At 64.6% G+C, this 6,827-nt stretch carries 7 protein-coding genes; 1 reads left to right on the top strand and 6 read right to left on the bottom strand.

The features are described 5' to 3' along the window. Positions 1–51 precede the first annotated feature (51 nt). The 4 genes from cls to GSQ73_RS05130 all read right to left on the bottom strand — a co-directional run bounded on the left by cls (position 52) and on the right by GSQ73_RS05130 (position 4,280). The gene (gene cls, locus GSQ73_RS05115) at positions 52–1,440 is read right to left on the bottom strand and encodes a cardiolipin synthase (protein ID WP_158881596.1); all 1,389 of its coding nucleotides are present in this window, start codon (positions 1,438–1,440) and stop codon (positions 52–54) included. 24 nt (positions 1,441–1,464) lie between these two features. After that, the gene (locus tag GSQ73_RS05120; RefSeq protein ID WP_158881598.1) at positions 1,465–2,829 is read right to left on the bottom strand and encodes an FAD/NAD(P)-binding protein; all 1,365 of its coding nucleotides are present in this window, start codon (positions 2,827–2,829) and stop codon (positions 1,465–1,467) included. A gap of 29 nt (positions 2,830–2,858) precedes the next feature. Next, entirely contained in the window at positions 2,859–3,431 is a 573-nt protein-coding gene (locus GSQ73_RS05125; RefSeq protein ID WP_158881600.1) for a cysteine dioxygenase family protein, read from the bottom strand. A 174-nt stretch (positions 3,432–3,605) separates the two neighbouring features. Then, entirely contained in the window at positions 3,606–4,280 is a 675-nt protein-coding gene (locus GSQ73_RS05130; protein WP_158881602.1) for an energy transducer TonB, read from the bottom strand. A 197-nt stretch (positions 4,281–4,477) separates the two neighbouring features. On the opposite strand from GSQ73_RS05130, the gene GSQ73_RS05135 reads away from it, so the two are divergent. Continuing rightward, entirely contained in the window at positions 4,478–5,146 is a 669-nt protein-coding gene (locus GSQ73_RS05135; RefSeq protein WP_158881604.1) for a hemolysin III family protein, read from the top strand. A 1-nt stretch (position 5,147) separates the two neighbouring features. Here GSQ73_RS05135 and GSQ73_RS05140 read toward each other — a convergent pair whose 3' ends face one another. Both GSQ73_RS05140 and GSQ73_RS05145 read right to left on the bottom strand, forming a co-directional pair. Further along, on the bottom strand, positions 5,148–5,630 hold the full coding sequence (locus tag GSQ73_RS05140; protein WP_158881606.1) for a DUF456 domain-containing protein: 483 nt from the start codon (positions 5,628–5,630) through the stop codon (positions 5,148–5,150). Positions 5,631–5,713: 83 nt separating this feature from the next. Next, positions 5,714–6,490 carry a ferredoxin--NADP reductase gene (locus GSQ73_RS05145; RefSeq protein WP_158881756.1) on the bottom strand — a complete coding sequence of 259 codons (777 nt, stop codon included), beginning with the start codon at positions 6,488–6,490 and terminating at the stop codon, positions 5,714–5,716. Positions 6,491–6,827: the final 337 nt, after the last annotated feature.

The raw sequence follows: 6,827 nt of genomic DNA on the forward strand, positions 1-6,827 counted from the left end.
ATTCGGCTACCGATGACGAAGGCCGATCATAACGGCCTTGCGGAAGAATCATCACAGGATCGGATCGAACAGTCGCGCGACGTGCATGGCCACCCGGCGCAAGTAAGGCGCCTCGTGGTATTCGCTTTCGTCCATGCGCACGGCACGAGCGAAATCGGCTTCGAGCATCGCTTCCACCTGGCTGGCGAACGTGCGGTCGACAATCAGCGCGCTCACCTCGAAATTGAGCCGGAACGATCGGCTGTCCAAATTCATGCTGCCGATCGCGGCGCTGTCGTGGTCCACCAGCAAAGCTTTCTGGTGGAGGAAGCCGGGTTGGTAGCGGAATACCTGCACGCCCGCGCGCACTGCCTGATGCGCATGCAGCGTGGACGAGAGAAACACGGTCTGGTGATCCGGCCTCGAGGGAATCAGCACGCGCACGTCGACGCCGCGCAGCACTGCGAGCTGCAGTGCTGCGCGCACCGCGGCATCGGGCACGAAATAAGGTGAAGTGAGCCACACGCGCTCGCGTGCCGCATCGATCGCCGCTGTGAAAAACAGCGACGCCGTTTCACGCGTGTCGGCCGGTCCGCTGGCCACGATCAGTGCACTGGCAATGCCGTCGCAACGTGGCGTCGGCAGCAGGGTTGGCTGCGTGCCGGTGATCCATTGCCAGTTTTCCGCGAATAGCCGTTGCAGATCGGCGACCGCTGGCCCACGCAATTCCAGCTGGGTGTCGCGCCACGGTGCCAGCGGTGGTTTGAGGCCGAGATATTCGTCGCCGACATTGAGTCCGCCGACGAAACCGCGCACGCCGTCCACCACCACGATCTTGCGGTGATTGCGAAAATTCAACTGGAAGCGATTGCGCCAGCGATGCGTCGCGAACGGATGAATCGCCACGCCGCCAGCACGTAACGCGGCGATGTAGTGATGCGGCAAATCACGGCTGCCGACGCCGTCGAACAACACGCAGACTTCCACGCCGGCGGCGGCGCGCTCCAGCAGCACGTGTTGCACGCGCCGACCCAGCGCGTCGTCGCGGAAGATGAAGAACTGCACCAGCAGGCAGCGTTCAGCGCTCGCCATCGCGGCGATCATCACGTCGAACGCGGCATTGCCATCGATCAGCAACCGCAACGCGTGGCCGGCGAGAAACGGGCGGCCCTGCAACGCAGCGATCGATGCAAAGCGTTCGCAGCCGGGCTCGACGGAGCGATCCCCGGCCGGTGCCTTGGTCGTTGTCAGTGTGGTTGAATGCAGGGCGAGATAGCCGCTGAAGCGACTCGCGCCGAGATAAAGATACGGCAACAGCGTCACATACGGCAGCAGCACGAGCCCGAGCACCCAGCCAATCGCGCCTTGCGGCGTGCGCGTATGCACGACTGCGTGCATGGCAGTCAGGATGCCGAGCAGATGCAGCAGGAAAATGCACGCGGTGAGCAGGGTGAGTGTCATCCGCAGGCGTCGTTTGTGGCTGGTCTAGCCGGCGAGCAACTGGTCGGCGAGGCTGCGCGCCTGCTGGCGGATTTCCGGCATCGCTGTGGATTCCCACAACGTGCCGCGCAGCAGGCTGCCGATCGCGAACAGGCGCGTCCAGTGCGCGCCGTCGTGTTGCAGCCGTCCATCAGGCAATGCGCCGACACCGAGGCCGAGCGGGTCGGGCGTGATGTGCGCGTTGGTGAGCAACTGGCTCACGAGGCGATGATCAGTGCGGCGCACGTCGGTGTTCAGGCCGATGGTCTGCACGACCATGTCGGCATCGATAGAGCGTGCGTGTCCGGCGTGTTCGAGCGTCATCGTCAAACCTTCACTGGAAAGCGCGACGGTGCGCATGCGTCCGCGCTGGCGATGGAGCCGGCCTTCGCGTTCGAGCGTCGCGATTTTTTCATGCACCTGTGGCGGCATGCGATGCCGCGCGCGCTCCCATGCCCAGCGTGCGTGGCGCATGAAGCGCGCGCGTTGGTCGAGTGGCAACGCGCCCCACAGGCTTGGCGTGTGCGGACGCAGGCTGTCCAGAACGGTGCGCCAGTCGCCTTCCTGCGACATCGCCTCGCGCAGCAGATGCATCCACGAACGGATTTCCGGTGTCTGGCGCATCGCCTCGATCAGTTCGGCGCTGTCGTCGGCCGGCGCACTTGCCGCAAGGTGATGTGCCTCGGGCAACATGCCGTGACGCGAGATGGCGGTGAATTCGGTTTGCGGCCATAGCGCGGAGAGTTCCAGCAGCACGTCGATGGCGGTCAGGCCCATGCCGATCAGTGCGACCTTGCGCGGCGGCGGACCGATGCGGGTCGCGTTGCGCAACAGCTGCCACGGATCGACCAGGTAACGACCGCTTTCGAGCACGTCGTCGCCCACGCCGTTGAGCGGTTGCGGCGACAGCGCGCCGAGGGCCAGCACGGCCGCATCCACGCGACGGCTTTCATCGCCATGGTTCACGGTGATGCCGTCCTGCTCGGGCACCAGTGCGTCGACCGCGAACGGAATCACGTTGACGTCGTGGCCGTGCGCCACGCCCTGCTGCAAGGAGCGCGTGACTTCGGCTTCGAGGTAATCGCCATAGCGGCGACGCGGCAGGAAATCGGTGCCGGTGATGGTCGGATCGTCGCGCTGCACGAAATCGAGGAAGCCGCGCGGCTTGCCGGCAAACATGCTCATCGATGCCGCACGTACGTTGAGCAGGTGGCGATCGGAGGTCGTGCCATAGGCGATGCCGCGGGCCAGCGCACCGCCGCCGGTGTACCAATCTAGATGCAGCGGTTGCGATGGCCGTCGCTCCAGCAATTCGCTGAGCAAAGTGGCTGCCGCGGCGCCGCCGCCGATGATGGCGACTCGTCGAAACATGGAATTCCCGATAGCGAAGTAGGTGTGGCTCAGGCAGGCAGGCGACCGGCGACGGCGCTGCGCTGTGCCAGCGACGTCCATCGACCGGTGATCTCTTCCTGCTCGTAGGCGAAGTACTGGGTCAGATCGCCGCCATAAACGTGGAGCGTCAGCGCCGTGTCGTGCTTGGACAAATTACGACAGCGATGCGCGTGGGTGTCGACACCTTCGAACCAGGTGCCGTCGCCCTGGCCGAGCCAGTCACGACCTTCCATCTTCAACTCGCCGGAGACAGGATCGCGCGAATAGGATTGCACTTCGAGCGCGCCGACCAGCGCGACCTCCAGACCCCACAAACCCGCATGGTCGTGGATCGGCGTGAGGTAGTTCGGCGGCCAGGCCATCACCAGCACGCTGATGTCCGGATCTTTCCGTTCGGCCAGCAGCCAGCGTTCGAACCCGCGCCCGCGCAACGGCGCGAGCCCATTGGACAACACCTGCGATTCCTGATGGACCACGCGACCCATGTCGCGTGCCATCGAGGCGAGGTCGGGCTGGTTGGCGGTGCCATATTCCAGCGCGATCTCCCGCAAGATCTTGAGGGTATTTTTGTATCTGCCCATGTGTCGAACCAGAGGGGTAATGGCGATCAGTGGAGCATGCGCATTGTTAAAGCTGCGTAAGCTCCCGGGTGGCTTTTTTTGTCCATTCGCTGGCGGCATTTGCCGTCCAATTCGCCGCCCATGAGACGCCTGGCGGACCGGCCGCCATCCGGGCGGCCGGTGCGTATTGCCGTGTTACTGCTGGCGCAGGTCGAAGGTGACCGGCACCCGCGCCCACGCCTGCACGGCGCGGCCATCGACCACGGCCGGCTGGAACCGCCAAGCCGCCAGCACCTGCGCCCGGGCACTGCGATCCAGCACGGGGTAGCCGCTGCTTTGCTCGATCACCACGTCGATCGGCTTGCCGGTTTCGTCGACTAGTACGCGCAGCAGTACGTTGCCGTGCATGCGTTCGCGCACGGCCTGTGTCGGAAATTTCAGCGGCGAGGCGAGATAGGCAAGGGTAGTTTCCACCGGCGCGGCATTTACCGCCGGCCCGGGCGGCGCCGTCGTCGCGGGATGGATGCTCGGCGCGGTGACTAACGGTGCGGCGATGTTGCCTTGATCAGTTGGCACCACGACCGGCGGCGTGGCCGGCATGGTTCGCGGCTGGGTATGCGGGACGGCTGGTGGACGAGGCAGCGGCTTGACGACGGGCATCGGCGGTTGCGGTATGACCTTGACCGGCTCGATCCAGCGGATCTGTGTCACGGGTGCGGCGGTCGTTTCGTGTGAAAACAGCACGGCGCCGATCGGGCGCGAGACGATGAGTACAACGGCGAGGTTGAACGCGATGGCCGCGCTGATGGCGGCGATGCGTGCAGCGTCGGGGTGCGGACGAGTAGCGACAGCCAGGCTAGCGGACGACATAAGCGACCTCCTGACGAGCGGTTTTGGGATGTTGCGATCGTCACGCTGCAACGCGTGCAGGGGGATCGTGCGGTCGCGACTGCAGCGTATGCCTGTCCGAGCTGGTTCCGCAAGTGGACGGCCAAACGTATGCGGCGAGCCGTAGTTGGGCTGGTAAGGTGGGTGGGCGAACCACCGCGCACGCTGGAGGAAACACGATGTACGTCCAGTCCGGCGCCATCGCCGAACGCCACGCCCTCGGCGACGAATTCGCCAGCAGCGTCATCCACGGCATCGGCATCGTGCTCAGCATCGCCGGCCTCGCGACGCTGGTCGCGTACGCCGTGCGACAGGGCGGCGCGTTGAATGTCGCGGCCTGCGCCGTGTTCGGCACCACGCTGGTGCTGTTGTACACCGCGTCCACGCTGTATCACTCGGTGTCGCTGGCCAGCGCCAAACCGACGCTGCGGGCGCTGGATCACATTGCGATCTACTTGCTGATCGCCGGCACGTATACGCCATTCACATTGATCGCGCTCCCTGGTCGATGGGGCTGGAACCTGTTCGCCGCCGTGTGGACGCTCGCGCTGGTTGGCAGTGCGCTGGAGCTCGGCTGGCTCAAGCGATATCACAAATTGGCCGTGCTGCTATACGTAGGTATGGGCTGGATCGGCATGGTGGCGTTCAAGCCGCTCAGCGCGCATCTGCAATTCGGCGGCATGAGTCTGCTCATTGCTGGCGGCGTTGCCTACACGCTCGGCGTGCCGTTCTACCTGTGGCGACGGCTGCCGTATCACCACGCGCTGTGGCACGTGTTCGTGCTTGCCGGCAGCGTGCTGCATTTTCTCGCCGTGCTGTTGTACGTGCTGCCGCGTTCGCCGGCCTGATTCAGCCGAACAGCATCGCCAGGCCGAACAGGCCGACCATCACCAGCGACATCACCAGCTTCAACAGCGTGCCGAACAGCAAGCCGATCCACGTGCCGATGCCGACGTGCGCCGAACGCAACACGCTGTTGCCGGATGCGAGCTCACCCGCGATCGCGCCCACGAACGGTCCGAACACCAGGCCGGGAATGCCGAGGAACATCCCGACGATCGTGCCCGCCATTGCACCCCACAAGGCGAGCTTGCTGGCACCGACGCGTTTGGCGCCCATCGCGCTCGCGGCGAAATCCGCGATCACGCCGATCGCTCCGAGCGCGCCGATGATCAGCAGCCACCACAGACCGAGATGCCGATAGTGATCGACCGCGGCCGCCAGCCAGATGCCGCCGAAGATCATCGGAATGCCGGGCAGCGCAGGCAAGATGGCGCCGGCGAGCCCGCCGACGATCAGCAGCCCGGCGATGACATACAGCGCGATCTCCATCTTTCCACTCCTCGACAGCGTCGACCCGTATGCAGCATTTCAGGAGTGGACGGTTTGCGCCAGCGCGCTGAACGGAACGACAGCTACTTCTCGACGAAGGCCCGTTCGATCACATAGTCGCCTGGCTCGCGCGTGCGCGGCGAAGCATGAAAGCCGCGACCGTCGAGCAGCGAAGCAAGATCGTCGAGCATCGCCGGACTGCCGCACAGCATCACGCGATCGGTGAGCGGATTGAGTGGCGGCAGGCCGATCGTGTCGCACATCAATCCGTCGGCAATCGCGTCGGTGATACGGCCGCGATTCCTGAAATGTTCGCGCGTCACGCTCGGGTAATAGATCAACTTCTCGCGCACCAGCGCGCCGAGATATTCGTGCTGCGGCAACTCGTGCTGCAGATAGTCGGCATAGGCGAGGTCAATTATGTGGCGCACGCCATGCGCCAGCACGATGCGATCGAAACGCTCGTATGTTTCCGGATCTCGCACGATGCTGAGGAACGGTGCCAGTCCGGTGCCGGTGCCCAGCAGATAGAGATGTTTGCCCGGCCGCAGATCGTTCAGCACCAGCGTGCCGGTCGGCTTGCGCGTGACGATCACTTCATCGCCGACCTTCAGATGCTGCAGCCGCGAAGTGAGCGGGCCATCGGGCACCTTGATCGAAAAAAACTCCAGGTGTTCTTCCCAGCTCGCACTGGCGATCGAATACGCGCGCAGCAGCGGTCGGCCTTCCGCTTCCAGTCCCACCATCACGAACTGCCCGCTGTCGAAGCGGAAACCGGGATCGCGCGTCGTGCGGAAACTGAAAAGCGTGTCGTTCCAGTGATGCACGCTGATCACCTGTTCGGTCGCCATTGCCACCATGGTTGGTTTGTCTCGCTCTGTTGACGGTTGGATGTCGCAACGCATGTCATGCGCCCGACGCGGGCCGGAGTCTGAATCGCTGGGAGGCGGCGATGCCGCGGTGCCTTGCGAGCGCCGGAATGATCGCGGCGATGATGCGAAGGATACGCGAGCACGTCGCCGGGCGCCGTCCGATCGCGCCATGTCCGCTGAATCTGCCACGTGTTGCCGGTCTCATCGCCGGCCGGAAGCCGCTCGATATCGCAGGCTGTGCGCTGCGCAACAGACCTACAAGACGATGCGTGGACGCGGATTGACAGTGCGCAGCGCGTTGCACCAGCATCGAAATTCGCACGCA

The organism is Rhodanobacter sp. L36 (assembly GCF_009765755.1).
Classification (GTDB): domain Bacteria; phylum Pseudomonadota; class Gammaproteobacteria; order Xanthomonadales; family Rhodanobacteraceae; genus Rhodanobacter.

Bases quoted from the DNA above. Each gene is read 5' to 3' on its own strand.
- cls (WP_158881596.1), bottom strand. From the start codon at position 1,440: ATGACACTCACCCTGCTCACCGCGTGCATTTTCCTGCTGCATCTGCTC.
- GSQ73_RS05120 (WP_158881598.1), bottom strand. From the start codon at position 2,829: ATGTTTCGACGAGTCGCCATCATCGGCGGCGGCGCCGCGGCAGCCACT.
- GSQ73_RS05125 (WP_158881600.1), bottom strand. From the start codon at position 3,431: ATGGGCAGATACAAAAATACCCTCAAGATCTTGCGGGAGATCGCGCTG.
- GSQ73_RS05130 (WP_158881602.1), bottom strand. From the start codon at position 4,280: ATGTCGTCCGCTAGCCTGGCTGTCGCTACTCGTCCGCACCCCGACGCT.
- GSQ73_RS05135 (WP_158881604.1), top strand. From the start codon at position 4,478: ATGTACGTCCAGTCCGGCGCCATCGCCGAACGCCACGCCCTCGGCGAC.
- GSQ73_RS05140 (WP_158881606.1), bottom strand. From the start codon at position 5,630: ATGGAGATCGCGCTGTATGTCATCGCCGGGCTGCTGATCGTCGGCGGG.
- GSQ73_RS05145 (WP_158881756.1), bottom strand. From the start codon at position 6,490: ATGGTGGCAATGGCGACCGAACAGGTGATCAGCGTGCATCACTGGAAC.